At 68.1% G+C, this 17,296-nt stretch carries 15 protein-coding genes; 10 read left to right on the top strand and 5 right to left on the bottom strand.

The window, feature by feature from the left end; all coding sequences use genetic code 11:
* Nucleotides 1-90 precede the first annotated feature (90 nt).
* The 4 genes from OED01_RS14345 to OED01_RS14330 all read left to right on the top strand — a co-directional run bounded on the left by OED01_RS14345 (nt 91) and on the right by OED01_RS14330 (nt 5,915).
* On the top strand, nt 91-1,509 hold the full coding sequence (locus tag OED01_RS14345; RefSeq protein ID WP_264157978.1) for a DHA2 family efflux MFS transporter permease subunit: 1,419 nt from the start codon (nt 91-93) through the stop codon (nt 1,507-1,509).
* 49 nt (nt 1,510-1,558) lie between these two features.
* Nucleotides 1,559-2,089 (top strand): GNAT family N-acetyltransferase, encoded by a 531-nt coding sequence (locus tag OED01_RS14340; RefSeq protein ID WP_264155960.1) that lies wholly within the window; start codon nt 1,559-1,561, stop codon nt 2,087-2,089.
* Nucleotides 2,090-2,449: 360 nt separating this feature from the next.
* A complete protein-coding gene (locus OED01_RS14335; protein ID WP_264155959.1) occupies nt 2,450-4,357 on the top strand; it encodes an alkyl/aryl-sulfatase in 1,908 nt (635 codons plus the stop codon).
* A 229-nt stretch (nt 4,358-4,586) separates the two neighbouring features.
* A complete protein-coding gene (locus OED01_RS14330; RefSeq protein ID WP_264155958.1) occupies nt 4,587-5,915 on the top strand; it encodes a DUF1254 domain-containing protein in 1,329 nt (442 codons plus the stop codon).
* A 352-nt stretch (nt 5,916-6,267) separates the two neighbouring features.
* Here the strand turns inward: OED01_RS14330 and OED01_RS14325 are convergent, their stop codons facing one another.
* Both OED01_RS14325 and OED01_RS14320 read right to left on the bottom strand, forming a co-directional pair.
* Nucleotides 6,268-7,407, bottom strand: a complete 1,140-nt coding sequence (locus OED01_RS14325; protein ID WP_413231633.1) for a Gfo/Idh/MocA family protein — start codon at nt 7,405-7,407, stop codon at nt 6,268-6,270.
* A 79-nt stretch (nt 7,408-7,486) separates the two neighbouring features.
* Complete coding sequence (locus OED01_RS14320) at nt 7,487-8,530, bottom strand: substrate-binding domain-containing protein (RefSeq protein ID WP_413231632.1); 1,044 nt, start codon at nt 8,528-8,530, stop codon at nt 7,487-7,489.
* Nucleotides 8,531-8,833: 303 nt separating this feature from the next.
* On the opposite strand from OED01_RS14320, the gene OED01_RS14315 reads away from it, so the two are divergent.
* The 3 genes from OED01_RS14315 (at nt 8,834) to OED01_RS14305 (ending at nt 12,647) form a co-directional block, all read left to right on the top strand.
* Nucleotides 8,834-10,318, top strand: a complete 1,485-nt coding sequence (locus OED01_RS14315; protein WP_264157977.1) for a sugar ABC transporter ATP-binding protein — start codon at nt 8,834-8,836, stop codon at nt 10,316-10,318.
* Between the two features lie 2 nt (nt 10,319-10,320).
* Nucleotides 10,321-11,373 (top strand): ABC transporter permease, encoded by a 1,053-nt coding sequence (locus OED01_RS14310; RefSeq protein ID WP_413231631.1) that lies wholly within the window; start codon nt 10,321-10,323, stop codon nt 11,371-11,373.
* 95 nt (nt 11,374-11,468) lie between these two features.
* On the top strand, nt 11,469-12,647 hold the full coding sequence (locus tag OED01_RS14305) for an ROK family transcriptional regulator (RefSeq protein WP_264155954.1): 1,179 nt from the start codon (nt 11,469-11,471) through the stop codon (nt 12,645-12,647).
* A gap of 18 nt (nt 12,648-12,665) precedes the next feature.
* Here the strand turns inward: OED01_RS14305 and purD are convergent, their stop codons facing one another.
* Nucleotides 12,666-13,943, bottom strand: coding sequence for a phosphoribosylamine--glycine ligase (purD, locus tag OED01_RS14300; protein ID WP_264155953.1), 1,278 nt, complete (start codon nt 13,941-13,943; stop codon nt 12,666-12,668).
* A gap of 36 nt (nt 13,944-13,979) precedes the next feature.
* Entirely contained in the window at nt 13,980-14,651 is a 672-nt protein-coding gene (locus OED01_RS14295) for an NUDIX hydrolase (RefSeq protein ID WP_264155952.1), read from the bottom strand.
* Nucleotides 14,652-14,757: 106 nt separating this feature from the next.
* Between OED01_RS14295 and OED01_RS14290 the strand changes: the two genes are divergently transcribed.
* A complete protein-coding gene (locus tag OED01_RS14290; RefSeq protein ID WP_264155951.1) occupies nt 14,758-15,126 on the top strand; it encodes a sterol carrier family protein in 369 nt (122 codons plus the stop codon).
* Between the two features lie 45 nt (nt 15,127-15,171).
* Nucleotides 15,172-15,495 (top strand): potassium transporter Trk, encoded by a 324-nt coding sequence (locus OED01_RS14285; RefSeq protein WP_264155950.1) that lies wholly within the window; start codon nt 15,172-15,174, stop codon nt 15,493-15,495.
* A gap of 1 nt (nt 15,496) precedes the next feature.
* Here OED01_RS14285 and OED01_RS14280 read toward each other — a convergent pair whose 3' ends face one another.
* Nucleotides 15,497-16,102, bottom strand: a complete 606-nt coding sequence (locus OED01_RS14280) for a zinc-binding alcohol dehydrogenase (protein WP_264155949.1) — start codon at nt 16,100-16,102, stop codon at nt 15,497-15,499.
* 76 nt (nt 16,103-16,178) lie between these two features.
* Between OED01_RS14280 and purM the strand changes: the two genes are divergently transcribed.
* The gene (gene purM / locus OED01_RS14275) at nt 16,179-17,294 is read left to right on the top strand and encodes a phosphoribosylformylglycinamidine cyclo-ligase (protein ID WP_264155948.1); all 1,116 of its coding nucleotides are present in this window, start codon (nt 16,179-16,181) and stop codon (nt 17,292-17,294) included.
* The last annotated feature ends 2 nt before the right edge of the window (nt 17,295-17,296 follow it).

Raw genomic sequence — 17,296 nt, 5'->3', positions numbered from 1 at the left:
CGTGGCCGGGTGACCCCAGACTCGACCCCGACGACCGGTACGTCTGCCGTCGACCGGAAGCCCCGCAGCCCGTGGCCGGCGCTGTGGGCGATGGTCATCGGGTTCTTCATGCTCCTGGTCGACACCACGATCGTGTCCGTCGCGAACCCGGCCATCAAGGCCGCGCTGGACCCCGAGACGAACAACCTCGATCGCGTGGTGTGGGTCACGAGCGCCTACCTTCTCGCGTACGCCGTCCCGCTGCTGGTCACCGGACGCCTTGGGGACCGTTTCGGGCCCAAGAACATCTACCTGATCGGGCTGGCGGTGTTCACCGCGGCATCCCTGTGGTGCGGCCTGTCGACGACGCTCGAGGAGCTGATCGCGGCGCGGGCCGTGCAGGGTCTCGGCGCGGCGTTCATGACGCCGCAGACCATGGCGGTCATCACCCGAACCTTCCCGCCCGACCGCCGCGGCGCGGCGATGGGGCTGTGGGGCGGAGCCTCCGGCGTCGCCATGCTGGTCGGTCCGCTCGCCGGCGGCTTCCTCGTCGACGGGTTCGGCTGGGAGGCGATCTTCTTCATCAACATCCCCGTGGGCATCGCCGGGTTCGTTCTCGCCTGCATCTACGTGCCCAGGCTCGAGACGCACCCGCACCGCTTCGACGTTCCCGGTGTGTTCCTCAGCGCGATCGCGCTGTTCCTCATCGTGTTCGGGCTGCAGGAGGGGGAGGCCTACGACTGGGGCTTCATCTGGGGGCCGATCTCGGTGTGGGGTCTGATCGTGACGGGCGTCGTCGTGCTCGCGGTCTTCATCTGGTACCAGGCGCGCACCAGGAACGAACCGCTCGTGCCGCTGGGACTGTTCCGCGACCGCAACTTCTCCTGGGCGAACATCACGATCGTCACAGTGGGGTTCACCGTGACGGCGCAGTCGCTGCCGCTGATGTTCTTCCTCCAGCTCGCCCGCGGCCTCACCCCCACTGAGGCGGCGCTGCTGATGATCCCGATGGCGCTCATGGCCGGCTTCCTGTCGCCGATCGCCGGCCGGATCCTCGATCGCATCGACCCGCGGTTCATGCTGGTGCCAGGGCTGCTGCTCGTGTCGACGGCGCTGTTCCTGTTCGCGATGATGATGGACACCGCCACCGATGTCCTGTGGCTGCTGATCCCCTCCACGATCCTGGGCATCGGAAACGCCGGGATGTGGGGGCCGCTCGCCACCACCGCGACGCGCAACCTGCCGCCGCGGCAGGCGGGCGCCGGGGCCGGTATCTACAACACGATGCGCACGATCGGCTCCGTGCTGGGCTCGGCGGCGATCGCCGCGTTCATGCAGAGCCGGATCGAGGCCAACCTGCCCGGCGCGGCGGAAGCGCCCGGCGGCTTCGGCGGCGGCGCGCTTCCGGATGCCGTGGCGACCCCGTTCGCGGTCGCGATGGCGCAGACGATGCTGCTGCCGGCGGCGTTCATCCTGCTCGGCGTCGTGGCGGTGCTGTTCCTGCGCGGTCGCCCCAAGGCCGACGCCTGAGACCGCCGGCGCATTTGCCTGTGCGCGCCCGATCTGGTGTGCTGTGGCGATGACGATCGAACTCGCCCGCCCGACGACCGACCTCTTCGACTCCTGGGCGGCCGCGGTCGCCGAGTTCGACGGCGGTCACATCGATGGCGGCGGCTATGAGCAGGGCTTCGTCCCCGACCGCGCGGCATGCGAGGCGTTCGTCGAGAAGGCGCGGCTGTACGCGCAGCCGGGAGCAGAGCTTCCCGATGGCCACGTGCCGTGCGACTTCTTCTGGATCGTCGAGGCCGATCAGGTCGTCGGCTTCATCGCATTCCGCCGCGAGCTCAACGACTGGCTGCGTCGGTTCGGCGGTCACATCGGCTACTCGGTGATCCCGTCGCGCCGCCGCGAGGGCATCGTCAAGGCGGCTCTGCGCCAGGTCCTGGCCCTCGCGCGGGCCGACGGTTTCGAGCGCGTCATGCTCACCTGCGACGACGACAACCCGGCCTCGTACCGCACGATCGAAGGTGCCGGTGGCGAACTGGAAGACATCATCGACGCGGCGGACGCCGGTCACCCGCAGCTCCGCCGCTACTGGATCGAGCTGTAGCCAGGCCGTCCGATCTCACCAACGTCGTCAGTTGAAAGACGCGCACGTGATGCATCACCGAGACTGCCCGTTGTCTCACAAAACTTGTCGGCAGTCGCGTCTCGCTTTTAGGCTGCCTAAACGTCGGACCGGCAGTTTCGGCGCTACGTGTTCCGGCAGGGGGTTTCGGCAGGTGCGCGATCGGCGCGTCGTGCGCGCGGGCGACGTCGTTCGATCATCTGTCGGAAACGATCGTTATCGGTAGGCGTCCCGCACAACAGGCGTGGGCCCACGACGACGCCTACGCGCGTCTAGCGCTCGGTGAGCCTGTGGGCTAGCTTTTCCCTACGAGCTGGTACCAGCGATGACCGAGGGGAATCAATGATGTCGGAGACCGATGAGCTGGCACCCAAACCTGCGACGGAGCACACCAGGCGGGCGAATGCCGAGTTTCTCTTGGGTCTTCCGATGGGCGACCGTCGAGATTTCGACGACGCGGCTCGAGGCTTCGTCGCCACGCTTGAGGACCCGGTGATTCGCCGTGCTGATGGGCACCCGATCCATGACCTCACTGATCACGACTTCCTCAAAGAGTCGGAGGATGCGCCCGACACGGTGAACCCGAGCTTGTGGCGGCACGCCCGTGTGAACAATCACCATGGCTTGTTCGAAGTTGTCGATGGCGTCTATCAGGTGCGCGGGTTCGATCTCGCGAACATGACGATCGTCGAAGGCGACGTTGGCATCATCGTCATCGACCCGCTGAGCGGCACGGAGACTGCCCAGGCGGGCTTGGACCTTTACCGTGCGCACCGTGGCGGTCGTCCCGTGAAGGCGCTCATCTACACGCACAGCCACGCCGATCACTACGGCGGATCCCGCGCGATTGTCGCCGGCCAGTCAGACGTAGCGGTGATCGCTCCGGAAGGATTCCTCTACGAGGCCGCCGCGGAGAACGTGTTCGCCGGCACCGCCGACATCCGTCGCGGGTTCTACATGTACGGGCCAGCCCTGCGCCCGGGCCCCCAGGGTCAGGTGGATGCCGGACTTGCCAACGCACTTCCTGCGGGCGGCAGTTCGACGCTGGTCCCGCCGACGGATCTGATCACGAAGACTGGCGAGACGCGCATCATCGACGGCGTCGAGATGGTCTTCCAGATGGCGCCGGGCACCGAAGCTCCTGCGGAATTCCTCATTCACTTTCCCCGTCTACGGCTGCTTGCTGCGGCCGAGGACGTCAATCACCTCATGCACAACCTGCTCACGCTCCGCGGCGCACAGGTCCGCGATGCGGCGACGTGGTGGAAGACGCTCAACCGAACGATTCAGCTGTTCGCCGACGACACGGACGTCATCATCACCCAGCACGGATGGCCCAGGTGGGGTTCTGATGACATCCGTGAGTACCTGCAAGACCAGCGGGATCTGTACAAGTTCATCCACGACGAAGCGCTGCGCCTCACGAACCTCGGCTACACGATGACGGAGATCGGCGAGCAACTCACCCTCCCGCCCGGGTTGGACGAGCAGTGGTACAGCCACGGCTACTACGGCACCCTCAACCACAATGCCAAAGCGGTCTACCAGCGCTATCTCGGATGGTACGACTCCCACCCGGCGAACCTGCACAAACTCCCCCCCGTCGAGGGTGGGCAGCGGTACGTGGAGTACATGGGCGGCGCGGATGCTGTTGTGCAAAAGGCGCGCGCCTCCTACGAGGACGGCGACTACCGGTGGGTGGCCGAGGTTCTGACGCACGTCGTGTTCTCAGATCCCACGCACCGTCCGGCCGCACTCCTGCAAGCGGATGCGCTCGAGCAGCTCGGCTACCAGGCAGAGAACGCCACCTGGCGCAATGAGTACCTCATGGCCGCCTTCGAGTTGCGACACGGCGTCACCGACCTGGGGCGCATCGACCTCGCCACCCCGGACGTCTTCGCCGCCATGACCCCCGAGATGCTCTTTGACTTCGCCGGCATCAAGCTCAATGGGCCCGCCGTTGCACAGACCTCCGCGACGATCGGATGGACCGTGAGCGACGAACCGGACGCACAGTTCCTCCTCGAACTGCGCAACGGGGTGCTCATCTACACCTCCGGAGTCCCGCTCGACACCGCAGATGTTCGGGCGACGTCGACGAAATCGGATCTCGCCGACGCGCTGTTCAGCGGCCGCCCATTCGGTGACGCCAACACGGGAGTCACCATCGAAGGCGACCGCGCCGTCCTGGAGCACCTCTTCGACGCGCTCGACGACTTCCCGCTCTGGTTCAACATCGTGCAGCCCTGACACCCAGTGATCCGCCGGAATCGCCTGCCGAAAGCCTGCTACGGCGCACGTTTCTGGAAACCACTCCAGGGCTGTATGAACTAGATAGCCGAAAACGATCGTTTCCAGCAGGCCAGGCGCGCACCTCTCTGACATCGGTGGTTGCGGGCTGCGCCATTCGGAACTGTGGCCTCTGGGGCGCGGTTCACCCTAGGCTTAGAGGTACCGGGGAGCCAGGGGGAAAAACTTAATGTCGCAATTCGATCTCAGCAAGGTTGCCGTCGACGCGTACCTGTACGCGTACCCGCTCGTGACGATGGAGTACACGCGGCGCCAGATGACGAACGTCCCAGACGCGAATACTGCGTTGTTGCGGGCACCGGCGAACCAGTTCGCACACGCCCGGGAATACCCCGCAGCAGAATCCAAGGACGTCGTGCGTTTCAACTTCGACACGCTCTACTCGTTCGCGTGGCTCGATCTCCGAGACGGACCTGTGATTCTCCACACGCCCGATGCGCCTGACCGGTACTACCTCACGCCCATGCTCGACATGTGGACGGACATCTTCGCCGTTCCTGGCAGCCGAAACACCCTCGGTAAAGCCCGCGACTTCCTCATCGCGCCACCCGCGTGGAGCGGCGAAGTCCCCAGCGGACTCGACCTGATAGTCGCACCGACGCCGCACGTCTGGGTCATGGGTCGCACACAGAGCAACGGCCCCGACGATTTCGCGGAAGTCCACCGCATCCAGGACCAGTACCGCATCACCCGTATGGACGCGTACGGCCAAGAATCAGGCACGCCTTCTGCTGCACCCGTTGACCCGAGCGTGGATGATGTGACACCACCACTGGACCAGGTGAACGCGCTCAGCAGCGTCGAGTTCTTCACACTCTTTGCCGAGTTGCTGAAAGAGAACCCGCCGCACGCTAACGACTACCCGATCCTGCATCGGATGCGCGCCATCGGGATCGTGCCAGGCGAGGACTTCAACCCTGCGGTGCTGGACGATGCTGCTACTGCCGCCGTCTCGGCAGCTCGAGACACGGCCCTGCAGGATCTCGTGAAAGCAATGACCGAAGCCAGCATCGGCATCGTACGAAACGGGTGGAACTGGGAGCAGTCGTTCGGAACATACGGCACCTCGTATCGCGTGCGCGCTCTTGTCGCAATGGCCGGGCTCGGAGCAAACCTCCCCGAGGACGCGATCTACCCCAACGCCTTCGTCGACGCCGACGGTCAACCGTTCACCGGGGAGCACAACTACGTGCTCCACTTCGACGCCGGCCAACAGCCGGGCGTGGATGCCTTCTGGTCCCTCACGATGTACGACGGCGAAGGCTTCCAGGTCCCGAACCGACTCAACCGCTTCGTGATTCGCGACCGAGACCCACTGATCGTCAACGCTGACGGTTCACTCGACATCTACATTCAACACGCATCTCCAGGGGCCGAGTGCGAAGCGAACTGGCTACCCGCACCACAGGGAGCGTTCGCCCCGATGCTCCGGCTCTACTCGCCCACCACCGAAACCCTTGCCGGAGACTTCACCCCGCCGAAGATCATCAAGAGATAGGCCAGCCGAACTACCGTACGGCGCCGGGTCAACGCCGGTTCACGAGCCGACCGAAAACCCCCGCCGTATCGGGATTCCGGTGAACGTTAACGGACCCCGTTCCGGGACTCCAGACCGGATCACGCCGAAAACGATCGTTTTCGGTGGAGGTGGCTGGCCCGGCGCGGAACGCGATCGACACCCTTACGAATCCACCTGGTCCGCCACACTCGTGAGATTCCGACACTTCTCGTGAGATCGGACGCACGCATCCCGCGTCGGAGAACTCCCCAGCGTCGGACGGAAGCACCTGGTCGCGTCCGACATGCGGGATCTCTCCGACGCAGGGGGATGCGGGATGCTCGCCCGCGGCTCAGACCTCGGTCCACACCGCGCCGGTCGAGGCGCTGCGCTCGACGGCATCCAGCACCCGTTGCACGAGCAGCCCGTCCGCGAACGACGGGTGCGGATCGCGACCCTCGGCGACCGCCTCCACGAAGTCCTTCGCCTGGTGGGAGAAGCCGTGCTCGTATCCCAGCATGTGCCCGGCGGGCCACCATCCCTCGAGGTACGGATGCTCGGGTTCGGTGACGAGGATGCGGGTGAAGCCCTGTTCGACCGCCGGACGCGTGGCGTCGTAGAACTCGAGGGCGTTCAGATCTTCGAGGTTCCAGTGCAGCGCGCCGGCGTCCCCGGAGATCTCGATGTCGAGCGCGTTCTTGCGCCCTGTGGCGAAACGCGTCGCCTCGAAGCTCGCCAGTGTTCCCGATTCGAGGCGACCGACGAACAGTGCGAGGTCGTCGACCGTGACCCTGCCCCGCTCCGTGCCGGCGGTGCCGCCGAGCCCGATCGCCTCGCCGAGCACGGGGCGCTCCGACACGATCGTCTCCAGAGCGGCCGACACGTGCGTCAGCGCCTGACCGGTGACGAACTGCGTCATGTCGACGATGTGAGCGCCGATGTCGCCGAGAGCACCTGATCCGGCGCGGTCCTTGTCGAGGCGCCAGGTCATCGGCGATTCGGGGTCCGCGAGCCAGTCCTGACGGTAGCTCGCCCGCACCTGTCGCACGGTGCCGATGCGCCCTGCCGCGATCATGTCGCGCATGAGGGTGACGGCGGGCACGCGGCGGTAGGTGAAGCCCACCATGGCGCGGATGCCTTGGGCGGCGGCATCCTGCGCGGCCTGCCGCATCGCCTCCGCCTCATCGACTGAGTTCGCCAGCGGCTTCTCGCACAGCACATGCTTGCCGGCGGCGAGAGCGGCGATCGCGATCTCGGCGTGCGAGTCCCCCGGGGTGACGATGTCGACCACATCGATGTCGTCGCGCGCGATGACGGCGCGCCAATCCGTGGCGGCCTCGCCCCAGCCCCACTTCCGAGCCGATGCGGCCGTCTTGTCGGCATCCCGCCCGACGAGCACCGCCATGCGCGGCCTCAGCGGGAGGTCGAACGCCGTCGGCGCCTGACGCCAGCCGACGGAATGCGCGGCTCCCATGAATCCGTGGCCGATCATCGCCACGCGCAGCTCAGTGGTCATCTTTCCTCCGGGGACAGCGCGGGGCGAGCGCCGAAGCGCTCGCCCCGCAAGTGGATCAGGACTCGAACGCGAGATCGATGAACTCGTCGACGTTGTCCTTGGTGACGACGGGTGCATCCAGCACGATCCGGTACGGGACGCTCGGGGTGACCAGGTCGCTCATGGTCTTGCCCTGTGCGACCAGCCGCGCCAGTGCGATGCCGTCCGCGGCCTGCGTGGACGGGTAGATGACGGTCGCCTTGACGACGCTGTCATCCGCCTTGATGCGGTCCATCATGTTGACGCTGCCCGCGCCGCCGACCATGAAGAACTCGTCGCGGCCCGCGGACTCGATCGCCGCCAGGACGCCGACGCCCTGGTCGTCGTCGTGGTTCCAGATCGCGTCGATCTTCGGGTTGGCCGACAGCAGCTGCGACGTGGCGCTCTCTCCACCGGCGACGGTGAAGTCCGCCGCGACGCGCGGGCCGACCTCGAGGCCGCAGCCTTCCAGCGCGTCCTTGAAGCCCTGCGAACGGTCCTGCGTCAGCGGCAGGGAGTCGATGCCGGCGATCTCGGCGACGATGGCATCGCTCTGCCCGTCGAGCTGCTCGCAGATGTACGTCCCGGCGCTGACGCCCATGCCGTAATTGTCGCCCAGGATCGTGGCGCGCGACGCGAACGTGCTCGAGAACTCCCTGTCGACGTTGATGACGGGGATGCCGGCATCCATCGCCTTCTGGGCGACCTGGGTCAGGGCCGCACCGTCGGTCGGCAGCAGCACGATCGCGTCGACGCCCTCGTTGATGAACTGCTCCACCGCCGCGATCTGCTGGTTGGCGTCGTTGGTGCCCTCGGCCTGACGCAGCTCGACGTCGTCGAAGCCTTCTGCAGTGGCGATCGCACCCGAGTTGATCGCGCCCAGCCAGCCGTGATCGGCCTCGGGGCCCGACCAGCCGATGACGACCGTGTCACCGGACGCGGTGTTCTCCTCGCTCGTGGTGCCCTGGTTCCCGGTCTCCTCTTCGCCTTCGGTCCCGTCGCTGGTACATCCGGCCAGCAGCGAGACGGCGAACAGGGCCGCCGCTCCGACCATCAGCGGGCGGAGCCCGCGCTTGCGCATGCCGTGCATGTCTTTCCTCCTTGAAATGTGATGCAGATGCGTGCGGTGCGAGCGCGGTCGATGACGTTCCCCGTCAGCGCGCACCGGGCGCTGACGGCCAAGCTAGCAGAACATGCCCTCGATTGACCAGCTTTTGCCGAACAAGTATCAAAAGTGTTTGGTCGCTGGAAAACCCGAGTGAACCCTGGATTCCGCGCTGCGGATTCTCGGTGCGGAGCGCGAACACGACCCTTGGCTGCACTCGCCTGGTCATGTTATGTTCATCCCGTGATCAAAGATGACCATGCTTCGGCATTACTCGAGATGCGCGGTGTCGAGAAGAGCTTCTCCGGCGTGCACGCCCTGCGCGGCGTGCAGCTGGAAGTGCTGCCCGGCGAGGTGCACTGCCTGCTCGGACAGAACGGTGCGGGCAAGTCGACGCTGATCAAGACGCTCGCCGGCGTGCACCGGCCGGACGCGGGGGAGATCCGCTGGATGGGCGAGTCCGTCGAGATCGACCACCCGCAGACCGCGATCTCGCTCGGCATCTCGACGATGTACCAGGAGCTCGACGTCGTCGACGGGCTCACCGTCGCCGAGAACGTCTTCCTCGGGCACGAGTTCGACCGGTTCGGCTTCACGCGCCGCCGTCAGCTCACCCAGCAGACGCGCGCGCTGCTGCACCGTCTCGGACACGGCTCGATGTCGCCGCATGCCGAGGTCGGCTCGCTGAGCGCCGCGGAGAAGCAGATCGTCAGCATGGCCCGTGCGCTGTCGCACGACACGAAGCTCATCATCATGGACGAGCCGAGCGCTGTCCTGGACTCCGAAGAGGTGCGCAATCTGTTCGCGGTCGTGCGAGAGGTCACGTCGCAGGGCATCGCCGTGGTGTACATCACTCACCGCCTCGAGGAGATCCGCGAGATCGGCGACCGCATCACGGTCCTGAAGGACGGATCGACCGTCGCGAGCAACCTGCCCGTGGCGGAGACCACCACGGCGGAGTTGATCAAGCACATGACCGGACGGTCGGTGCAGAACGTCTTCCCGCCGGCGGAGCCCATCGCCCCTGACGCGCCGGTGCTGCTCGAGGTCGAAGGGCTGGGCCTGACCGGAGTGTTCGAGGACGTGTCGTTCTCGGTGCGCGCCGGCGAGATCGTCGGCCTCGCAGGTCTGGTCGGATCCGGGCGCAGCGAGATCATCGAGACGATCTACGGCGCCAGGAAGGCGTCGCGCGGAACCGTCCGCGTCGCCGGGAAGAACCTCCCGCGCGGATCCGTCGCCGCATCGGTGTCCGCCGGCGTCGGGCTCAGCCCCGAGGAGCGCAAGTCGCAGGGACTCGTCCTCGGCGAGCCGATCTTCAAGAACGTGACGCTCTCCTCGTTCGCGCGTTTCGCGAAGGGACCATGGCTGGACGAGCGCAGCGAGCGTCGCGTCACGCGGGAGCAGATCGCCGCCCTCGAGTTGCGACCGGCCGACCCCGATCGGCCGGCGGCGACGCTCTCCGGCGGAAACCAGCAGAAGATCCTGCTCGCTCGCTGGCTCGTGCGCGGCAGCTCGGTGCTGCTGCTGGACGAGCCCACCAGAGGTGTCGACATCGGCGCGCGCTCGGAGATCTATGCGCTCATCCGTCGGCTGGCGGCATCCGGCCACGCCATCGTCATCATCTCGAGTGAGATCGACGAGGTCCTCGGCCTCTCGGATTCGGTTCTCGTCGTCGGCGACGGTCGCGTCCTCAGCACAGTCCCCGCATCGGAGATCGACGAGCACGGTGTGCTCGACCTCGTCATGAAAGGAGTCGCCGCGTGAGCGTGCAGACCCCCACATCGCCGGAACAGAACCCGGCTGAAACCGTCTCGCCGTTGCGTCGGCTGCTGTCCGGATCGGTCGGGCGCAACCTCGGCCTGGTGCTCGCGCTGGTCGTGCTCATCATCGTCGGAGCGGTGACCTCGTCGAACTTCCTGAACTTCGACAACGCGCTCGTCATCCTGCGCCAGGCATCGATCACGGGCGTGATCAGCATCGGCATGACCTTCGTGATCATCGCGGGCGGCATCGACCTCTCGGTCGGTGCGGTGCTCGCGCTCGCGTCCGTGGTGGGGTCGCTGAAGGCGATCCAGGACATCGCGGGGTCGAGCCACTGGACCGTGACCGTGCTGGTGGCTCTGCTCGTCGGATTCGGCGCCGGGCTCATCAACGGGGTGGTGATCGCCTACGGCAAGGTCGCGGCCTTCATGGCGACGCTCGCGATGATGGTCGGTGCCCGAGGGCTCGCAGAGATCCTCGCGAACAACCGCACCCTCGTCCTGAGCGACCGCGACTTCCTTCGCGCCATGAACGTCGACCTGCTCGGCGTCGACATCCTCATCTGGATCTTCGCGCTCGTCGCCGTCGCCGGGTGGTTCCTGCTCAACCGCACGACGTTCGGGCGTCGAACGGTCGCGATCGGTGGCAACGCCGAAGCCGCCCGACTGGCCGGCATCAAGGTGAAGCAGCACACGATGTGGCTGTACGCGCTGGTCGGCACGACCGCGGGCATCGCGGCCGTCATGCTCATGGGCCGCACCACGGCAGGCACGTCGACGCATGGCAACCTGTACGAACTCGATGCCATCGCCGCCGTCGTGGTGGGCGGCACGCTGCTCGTCGGCGGTCGGGGCACCATCACCGGCACCGTGTTCGGTGTGCTCATCTTCGCGACACTGTCGAACGTGTTCGTCCAGAACAACCTCACCTCCTCCGCGCAGGCCGTCGCGAAGGGTGTGATCATCGTGATCGCCGTGCTGCTGCAGCAGCGTTTCGCCGTCGGTCGAGTGCCCCGACGGCGGCTGCGGCCGGCGGGCCATGAGGTGCCTTCCGCATAGGATCGACAGACGCGGAAGCGCCGGAACGATGGCCTCGAAGGCGTGGATGCGGTGCCGTCAGGGCGGCGCGCCGTTCACGAGAAGTGCAGGTGAGAATGGCAAGCAATCCCCACACCGCCGGCGTCGGCGACCTGTTCCAGCTGCTTCGGGACGGTGAACCGCGGACCAGGGCCGAACTGGCCAAGACGTCTGGTCTGGCCCGATCCACGGTCGCCGCGCGTGTCGACGAGCTCATGCGCAAGGGGCTGATCGCTCCGGTCGCGGACGCCGCATCGACCGGCGGCCGCCCGCCGTCCCAGTTCGCGCTGAACCCGACCGCGAAGGTCGTGATCGCCGCCGACATCGGGGCCTCGCACACGACGGTCGCGGTGACGGACCTGGCGGGAACCGTGCTCGCCGAACGCACCGGCAGGCTTGCGGTGTCGCTCGGCCCTGAGTCCGTGCTGTCCTGGTTCGCCGAGGCCGCGCACGAACTCATCGCCGAGGCCGGTCTCACGCATGACCGCGTCGCGGCCGTCGGGGTCGGGGTGCCGGGGCCCGTCGAGCACGCCACCGGACGCCCGGCGAAGCCGCCGATCATGCCGGGGTGGGACGATTTCGACGTCCCGGGCTGGGTGCAGCAGCACCTGCAGGTGCCCGTGCTCGTCGACAACGACGTCAATCTCTCCGCGCTCGGCGAGCGCGCGGCCGCCTGGCCGTCGACCGACCACATGATCTTCGTGAAGGTCGCGACCGGCATCGGCGCCGGCATCATCTCCGACGGTCGCCTGCTCCGTGGAGCGCAGGGCATCGCGGGCGACTTCGGCCACGTCCGGGTGTCACGCGGTGCGGACGTGCCCTGCCACTGCGGGAACACCGGATGCCTCGAGGCGCTGGCATCGGGCCCTGCGATCGCGCGCTCGCTGAACGACCGAGGCGTCCGCGCGGCCGACGGCGACGATGTCGTCGAACTGGTCAAGGCCGGCAACCTCGAGGCCATCCAGGCCGTTCGTCAGGCCGGCCGGGATCTCGGCGAGGTGCTCACCGCGTCCGTCAGTCTGCTCAACCCCTCGGTGATCGCCATCGGCGGCGCGATGGCGCGCGTGGGCGAGCACCTGATCGCGGGAGTCCGCGAGGTGGTCTATCGGCACTCGATGCCGCTGGCGACCGAGCACCTCGCGATCGTCCAGTCCGTCACCGCAGGCGAGGCCGCCGTGCGCGGTGCGAGCCTGCTCGCGGTCGAATACGCGCTGAGCCCGGAGATCCTGCCGCGCAGTTTCAGCCTCGCCGAGTGACGTGGCCCCGCGGGGTGGTCACTCCGCGACGCGTGCCGCGATGTCGGTGCGGAAGTGCGAGCCCTCGAGCGTGATCCGGCCGATCGCGTCGTAGGCCTGCGCACGTGCGGTGGCGAAATCGGAGGCCGTCGCGACGACGTTCAGCACGCGACCGCCGGTTGCGAGCAGATCGCCGCCGGGGGCGTCGGGGCCTGCGGTGGCGGCGTGCACGATCCGCACGCCGTCGACCGCCGCCGCGTCGGACAGCCCCTCGATCGGCCGACCGGTCTGCGGCGCCTCGGGGTATCCCTCGCTCGCGAGCACGACGGTGATCGCGACTTCGTCGGAGAATTCGGGCTGCGGCTGGTCCTCGAGGGTTCCGGATGCCGCGGCGAACAGCAGCTCGGACAGCGGCGTCACCAGACGCGGCAGCACGACCTGGGTCTCAGGGTCGCCGAACCGGGCGTTGAATTCGATGACGCGCACACCGGACTCGGTGAGGATGAGGCCCGCGTACAGCAGACCGATGAACGGCGTGCCCTCGGCATCCAGCTGCCGGATGACGGGCAAAGCGACCTGCTCGGTGACGAGCGAGACGAACTCCGCCTCGCTGCCGTAGTCGTCGGCGAGCCAGGGGAGAGGTGTGTACGCGCCCATGCCGCCGGTGTTGGGGCCCTCGTCACCGTCGTAGGCGCGCTTGAAGTCCTGCGCGGGGCTGAGTGCCCGAACGGTGTCGCCGTCGCTGAGGAAGAAGAGCGAGACCTCGGGACCGGAGAGGAACTCCTCGATCAGCACCGCGCCCTCGGCGAGGTAGTGCGAGGCGTGTGCGAGGGCCTCGGCGCGGTCCGGCGTCACGAGGACGCCCTTGCCGGCGGCCAGGCCGTCGGCCTTCACTACGTGCGGGGCCCCGAGCTCGTCGAACGCGGCTTCCACCTCGGCGACGGTCGCCGCGCGCACGGCGCGACCCGTGGGGACACCTGCGGCGTCCATGACGCGTTTGGCGAAGGCCTTGGAGCCCTCGAGTTGCGCCGCGGCCTTCCCGGGACCGAACACCGGGATGCCGCGCTCGCGCAGCACATCGGCGACACCGGCGACCAGCGGCGCTTCCGGACCGACGACGACGAGATCGATCGCATGGGTGTTGGCGAACGACGTCACGGCTGCGCCGTCGAGCGGGTCGACGGAGACGAGCGTCGCATCGGCCGCGATGCCGGCGTTGCCAGGCGCGGCGAAGATCTCATGCTCCGCGCTCTCCGCTCGAAGGGCGAGGATGATCGCGTGCTCACGGGCACCGGAACCGAGGACGAGGATCTTCACTCCTCCAGCCTACCGAGCCGGGCCGGTCGCGTTCCGTCAGATCTCGACCGGGCGTTCGTCGCCGCGATCCCAGGGGACATTCCACCCGCAGGCCTCGAAGAGCCCGTCCAGCACCATGGCCGTGAAGCCCCAGACGATCGTGCCATCGACGTCGAAGGCCGGTCCGCTGAATCGCATGCTGCCGCGTTCGAGCACTGACGTGAAGCGCGTCCGCGGGTCCAGCAGCTGCGCCACCGGCACGCGGAAGACCTCGACCGTCTCGGCGTGGTCGACCGCGGCGACATCGGAGGGACGGCGCCACCAGCCCAGCACAGGTGTGACACGGTGATTGCTCGCGGCCAGCGGGATCTCGGGCAGCGTGGCCAGCACCTCGACGCCGGACGGGTCGAGCCCGGTCTCCTCCTCCGCTTCGCGCAGAGCCGTCGCCGCGGCATCCGCATCGCCGTCCTCCCGCCCGCCGCCGGGGAACGACACCTGGCCGGGGTGGGAGGAGAGCGTCGATGCCCGACGCTGCAGCAGGACATCGAGGTCGCGGGCGACCACGGCATCGTCGGTCGGCGAGGGGATGCTGTCGAGCACGCCGAACAGGATCAGCACGGCCGCCTCGCGAGCGGCCTCCGGATCGGCCAGCTGCGGGAACGGGCCGCCCCAGTCGTGCGCAGCGGTCGCCTGCAGCAGCTCCTCGCGCGCGCCGGCCGGATCGGTCATGCCCCGAGCCTACGACTGCCCGCCCCGGCTTCGAATCGCTTTGTTCGCTCGAAATCGCCCGATCTCGAGCAAACAAAGCGATTCGAACGGCTCGTAGAGTGGATCCATGGCGCGCAGGATCGACACGGGGGCCGGGCGCGAAGCGCTCGCCGCGGTCCGCGCCGCGCAGGATGCCGGCGAGAAGCCAGCGCGCACCGACCTCGCCACGGCCGTGCGCTATCTGCTGCAGCTGCTCGACGAGAAGGCGCCGGGCAACAGCGTCGAGGTGCGGGTGCCGCCCTTCGGCGCCGTTCAGGTCGTTCAGGGCCCGCGGCACACCCGCGGCACGCCGCCCAACGTCGTCGAGATGGATGCCGCGACGTGGATCGCCGTCGCGACGGGAGCAGAGCCGTGGACGGATGCCGCGGCATCCGGACGCGTGAGCGCGTCCGGCATCCGCGCCGACCTTTCCGATCTGCTGCCGCTGCGCCCGTAGGCCTGCACGGGCGCGCGCACAGCCGCACGGTGGGACAATGGATGCATGGCTCCCACCGATTCCCACGAGACCGTCGAGGCGACCGTCCGCCGCGTGCCGCGGTTCGGCGTGTTCATGGGCCTGGGTGTCGTCCTCGGCATCATCGCCGCAGCGATCGTGACCGCGACCGGCAGCTACGAGGAGTCGGCGGCGCTCGGCATCGTCTACCCGCCCGCCCAGGTGTTCGGCTTCGCGCTGCTGTGGACGGTCCCGATCGGGCTCGCTCTCGGCGGCGTGGTCGCGCTGATCCTGGAGCGCAGCGCGCGGCGGCATGACCGCGTCGTCCGCGTCGACCACGAGACGGTCACCGACGCGAGCGGCGACGCCTGACTCAGGCGAGTTCGGCGATCACCGGACGGATCGCGGTGTCGAAGGCGACGACGTCCCTGCGCAGGCCGTCCGTCACCGCCACTGTCAGCGCACCGATCCACCAGATCCCCCGCTGGGAGAACGGCAGCACCTGCACGTTGAGCTCGAACGAGTGCGCGCGGCGACCGATCTCGCGCTCGAACTCGGCGATCGCCGACGCGTAGGCACGGTAGGCGTCCCCGCCCGCCGAGTGGCGCATCGTGTCCGAGTACCGTCGGTGCGCGGCACGGGCGTATGTCAGTGACGATTGCGCGAACGGGGCGATCGCAGTGCGCAGTTCCTCCGCCCCGGCCTGCGGTAGGGCGACGAGGGTGTCGAACCCCTCGATGAGTTCGAGCGGCACGGACGCCGGGTGCGCGCGCGGCTCGACGGTCATGTCCCAGTAGTCCCGCCACTGCTTCTCGAGCTCGGGCGTGGCATCCACGGCATCCGGCGCACGCACGGTCAGATCGCGCAGGACGGGGAGGTCCTCCGGTGTCCGCACGCCGAGCTCCTGGCGCAGGGCGAGCGCGACGAGCACAGGGACGCTCGCATCCTCGCGAATGAGCCATTGCGGCTTGTCGGACATAGCCCCATCGTAGGAGGACTCCGAGGCCGGGGCATCCGCGGATCTGCGGGCGCGTCGACGGCGGTAGTCTTGAGGTGTGGCTGCCTCTCCCACCAATCCCTATGCCGAAGCCGGCGTCGACACCGTTGCCGGTGATCTGGCCGTCGAGCTGATGAAGTCCTCCGTGCGCGCGACGCACGGACCCGAAGTGCTCGGCGGTGTCGGCGGGTTCGCCGGCCTCTTCGACGCATCAGCGCTGCTGGGCTACCGCAAGCCGCTGCTCGCGACGAGCACCGACGGCGTCGGCACGAAGGTCGCGATCGCGCAGGCCATCGACAAGCACGACACCATCGGCCAGGACCTCGTCGGCATGGTCGTCGACGACATCGTCGTGGTGGGCGCGAAGCCGCTCTTCATGACCGACTACATCGCCTGCGGCAAGGTCGTCCCCGAGCGCATCGCCGACATCGTGCGCGGCATCGCCGAGGGCGCCGCCGCCACCGGCACCGCGCTCGTCGGCGGCGAGACCGCCGAGCACCCCGGTCTGCTCGGCCACCGCGACTACGACGTCGCGGGTGCCGCTACCGGCGTCGTCGAGGCGGATGCCGTGCTCGGCGCCGAGCGCGTCCAGGACGGCGACGTCGTCCTCGCGCTCGCCTCCAGCGGTCTGCACTCCAACGGCTACTCGCTCGTGCGCCACATCGTCACGGGCGCCGGCATCGGCTATGGCGACAACGCCGCCGATTTCGGTCAGACCTGGGGCGAGGTCCTCCTCGAGCCGACCCGTCTCTACACGCTGCCGCTGCTGCGCCTGATCGAAGCGCTCGGCGGCGGAGTCCATGCGCTCAGCCACGTCACCGGCGGCGGCATCGCCGCCAATCTCGCCCGCGTCCTGCCGCAGGGCAGCTGGGCGGAGGTCGACCGCTCGACCTGGTCGCCGAGCCCCGTGTTCCGCGTGCTCAGCGATATCGCGGGTTCGACGCTGGAATCCGCCGAGGGGACGTGGAACCTCGGCATCGGCTTCCTCGCCGTCGTGGATGCCGCGAAGAAGGACGCCGCGATCAGCGCCCTCGCAGGCGAAGGCATCCCGGCCTGGCAGGTCGCGACGATCGCCACCGGCGGGCGACCGACCGGTCATTTCGAAGAGGGCGCCAAGGGCGTCGACGGCGGAGCTGTGCGCCTGGTCGGCGCGTACGCGGACGGAGCGAAGTAACA

It is taken from the genome of Microbacterium sp. M28 (genome assembly GCF_025836995.1).
Lineage (GTDB): Bacteria > Actinomycetota > Actinomycetes > Actinomycetales > Microbacteriaceae > Microbacterium.
Note: the sequence above shows the minus strand (reverse complement) of the source record. Positions and strands in the feature narration are given on the sequence as shown.

Coding starts and splice junctions, on each gene's coding strand:
- OED01_RS14325 (WP_413231633.1), bottom strand. CDS start 7,407: ATGATCGGCCACGGATTCATGGGAGCCGCGCATTCCGTCGGCTGGCGT.
- OED01_RS14280 (WP_264155949.1), bottom strand. CDS start 16,102: ATGTCCGACAAGCCGCAATGGCTCATTCGCGAGGATGCGAGCGTCCCT.
- OED01_RS14320 (WP_413231632.1), bottom strand. CDS start 8,530: ATGCGCAAGCGCGGGCTCCGCCCGCTGATGGTCGGAGCGGCGGCCCTG.
- OED01_RS14340 (WP_264155960.1), top strand. CDS start 1,559: ATGACGATCGAACTCGCCCGCCCGACGACCGACCTCTTCGACTCCTGG.
- OED01_RS14295 (WP_264155952.1), bottom strand. CDS start 14,651: ATGACCGATCCGGCCGGCGCGCGCGAGGAGCTGCTGCAGGCGACCGCT.
- OED01_RS14315 (WP_264157977.1), top strand. CDS start 8,834: ATGCGCGGTGTCGAGAAGAGCTTCTCCGGCGTGCACGCCCTGCGCGGC.
- OED01_RS14335 (WP_264155959.1), top strand. CDS start 2,450: ATGATGTCGGAGACCGATGAGCTGGCACCCAAACCTGCGACGGAGCAC.
- OED01_RS14285 (WP_264155950.1), top strand. CDS start 15,172: ATGGCTCCCACCGATTCCCACGAGACCGTCGAGGCGACCGTCCGCCGC.
- OED01_RS14305 (WP_264155954.1), top strand. CDS start 11,469: ATGGCAAGCAATCCCCACACCGCCGGCGTCGGCGACCTGTTCCAGCTG.
- OED01_RS14345 (WP_264157978.1), top strand. CDS start 91: ATGGTCATCGGGTTCTTCATGCTCCTGGTCGACACCACGATCGTGTCC.
- OED01_RS14290 (WP_264155951.1), top strand. CDS start 14,758: ATGGCGCGCAGGATCGACACGGGGGCCGGGCGCGAAGCGCTCGCCGCG.
- OED01_RS14330 (WP_264155958.1), top strand. CDS start 4,587: ATGTCGCAATTCGATCTCAGCAAGGTTGCCGTCGACGCGTACCTGTAC.